Raw genomic sequence first — 2,474 nt, 5'->3', positions numbered from 1 at the left:
GGGAGTCGGAGGTCCTGTTGATCAATAAGATCGACTTGCTGCCGCATGTTGATTGCAGCCTGGAGAGGCTGGCGGCGGATTCGCGTGCGATCAATCCCGACCTGGAGATCTTCGAGGTGTCCTGCAAGACCGGTCAGGGGTTGGAGGCCTGGTACGGGTGGCTGCGTGAGAGGGTCAAGTCCAAGCAAGGCTGAAAATGCGGCTTGCGATCTCTTTTCTTCGATTCCGGGTCTCCCGGGCTGGTCTTTTCTGCGACTTATCTGCGGGAGAGTTCTGCCTCCTTCGACATTCTCCACCTGCGGTGGAGCTGCGGTTTCCCCCACTGATAGGCCGCGAAAAGACGGCGTCCTCCCGCCAGTCACTCAGAAATAGAGACCGCAACCCTCACTCTCTCCTCGATGTAAACGCCAACAGATTCCTGAGATCTTGTATTTCCGTCAGACTCGAGACTCGCTCGATTCAGATTTTTGTAACCGGTGGGCTATTCGCCCTTTTGCAAGAACTGAATGTAGCCGTTGATGGAGTTTGACATGAAGCTGCGCTCGCGGAGCTGGCTGGCAGGGTCCATGTCTTTGAAGGCCGCCAGCTCAGGGTCATCGGCAAGCAAACGGTTCGCGCACCTCTCCTCCAGGTCCTCGGGTCCACGCGAGATCTCTTCTGCGATTAGCGTCTTCCACCTCAGAAGCTGCTCCGAGAACCGGCGTAACATGCGGTGTGAGCTTTCCGCCCGGCCGAAATGGGCATAGCAGATGGGCTGGTCTTTCAAGGCCAGCATCCGTTGGATGCTCTCCTGGAATTCGTTCAGGAAAAAGAGGGGCGGCGTGGCCGGACGAAGGTATTCCTTGCCTGCGACCACGCAGTAATTGCCCCCTGCCTCTCCCGGGAAGAGTTCGTTCCGGAATGTGAAGCTCAGATGATGGGCGGCGTGTCCGGGGGTCTCAATGATTCCAAGTCCAGGGATGCGGGCGTCGGGGTGGGCTATTAGCCTCTCCGGCGGGACGGGCTTGATGGGACCGTAGAAATCGGCCAGCTCTCCAAGGACCTGTTTGCTGCCGGCCCAAAGTCTTGAGGGGTCGACGAGATGCTTGATTCCGATACGGTGGACTACGACCTTGGCGGTGGGAAACTGTTCCAGAAAGTCGGCCAGACCGCCGGCATGATCGATGTGGATGTGAGTCAGCAGCACGAAATCCACCCGACCCCAGTGCCTGGCCTTGAGCGCATCGATCAAGTGTTGCACGCCGTTGGCGGGCCCCACGTCGATCACGATGTTGGTATCACCCTCAAGGACCCAGGCACCGATGAAACGGTCGTATCCAGGCCTGTCCAGCGGGATTCCGATCAATTGGGCATTCACTTGAAGGGTCCTCTCATTCAAACCTCCCTCGACCTTCTAGCTCCCCCCGCCTTCCGTACGATCCTTGAGCCGGGCATGCAGGTCTTGGATGATCTCCGCAGAAATCTTTGCCATGGCCCTGCTCATCGCCTCGGCCAGGGCGGCCGGTTTTCTCTCCCGGCACGGTTCGCTTACTTGATAGGTCTTTTGAAACAGGATTCTCTTGCTTATATCAGGCTCGTTTTCGTCCATCAAGGTGATGCTGAGAGACATAACCGCCTCCCAGAGGGCGGTCGTGTCCCATTCGACGAACTCGTCCACGGTCCCTTCGATCACATAGGAGGGCGCGACCCGGGTGTCGTAGGGCAGGACGGCTTGGAATAGCCCCGATCTCTTGATGTCCCTGCTCAGGAAATAGGTTACGAGGTCAGCGGGATTGCTTCGCCACCTTTTGTAGACGTAGGCCTCTCGCCGATATGACCTTTCTCGATAGACGATGCGGTTGGTGTTGAAGTTGGGGGCCACTCCAAAACGCTCTATCCTGAGGACGACCGGGATGGGCTCAAGTTCGGCCACCGCGGGAGGTTCATACTCGAGGGTATAGTATTCAATCTGGTGGCCGGGATGTTTGGCCTTCATGCAGCCACCGAGAAGCAGTACGAGACCAAGACCCAGCTTCAGCATCATCTTCAGACAATTCATGGCTCAAAACCCGTCCGGCCGGCTAGTCTCCAAGGTCGCCCGACTCCAGTTTGCGCGGAGGGGCCGGCTCTCCAAACAGTAGCTGCGAAGGCTGGTCCGCCAGGAGTTCGAGGATCCGGTTGAGGTTGTCACTGGCCCTCTCCAGGTTCTGACTCGTTACCAGGAGGTTTTGCCTGACGTGGGAAACGGTTTCGTCGGTCGTTCCCACCAGGGCCGTGCCCTTCTTCAGGAAGGTATTGGCCGTTTCCATGGCGAGCCTGAGGTCCTGGAAGGTCTGGTCGATGTTGGCCCGGTTGGCGGTGATGATCCCCTTCAGACCGGCTTCGCCCATCAGGTCGTTGAGGGAACGGCCCGCTTCTTCCACCGAGACCATGATATTTTCCAATCGCTCGCCTTTGAGGACCTGTTGGAGCCCCCGGAGGGAGGCCCGGATCTG

General features: G+C 58.2%; 4 protein-coding genes. 1 reads left to right on the top strand and 3 read right to left on the bottom strand.

Annotated elements, in window-relative coordinates:
• Positions 1-17: 17 nt before the first annotated feature.
• Positions 18-194, top strand: coding sequence for a hypothetical protein (locus JRJ26_20570; protein MBW2059884.1), 177 nt, complete (start codon positions 18-20; stop codon positions 192-194).
• A gap of 287 nt (positions 195-481) precedes the next feature.
• Here JRJ26_20570 and JRJ26_20565 read toward each other — a convergent pair whose 3' ends face one another.
• The 3 genes from JRJ26_20565 to JRJ26_20555 are packed head-to-tail and all read right to left on the bottom strand — an operon-like array spanning position 482 to position 2,411.
• Entirely contained in the window at positions 482-1,357 is an 876-nt protein-coding gene (locus JRJ26_20565; GenBank protein MBW2059883.1) for an MBL fold metallo-hydrolase, read from the bottom strand.
• 36 nt (positions 1,358-1,393) lie between these two features.
• Complete coding sequence (locus JRJ26_20560; protein MBW2059882.1) at positions 1,394-2,038, bottom strand: membrane integrity-associated transporter subunit PqiC; 645 nt, start codon at positions 2,036-2,038, stop codon at positions 1,394-1,396.
• Between the two features lie 22 nt (positions 2,039-2,060).
• Positions 2,061-2,411 (bottom strand): hypothetical protein, encoded by a 351-nt coding sequence (locus JRJ26_20555; GenBank protein ID MBW2059881.1) that lies wholly within the window; start codon positions 2,409-2,411, stop codon positions 2,061-2,063.
• Between the last annotated feature and the right edge of the window lie 63 nt (positions 2,412-2,474).

This window comes from Deltaproteobacteria bacterium (assembly GCA_019308905.1).
Lineage (GTDB): Bacteria > Desulfobacterota > BSN033 > WVXP01 > WVXP01 > JAFDHF01.
Note: the sequence above shows the minus strand (reverse complement) of the source record. Positions and strands in the feature narration are given on the sequence as shown.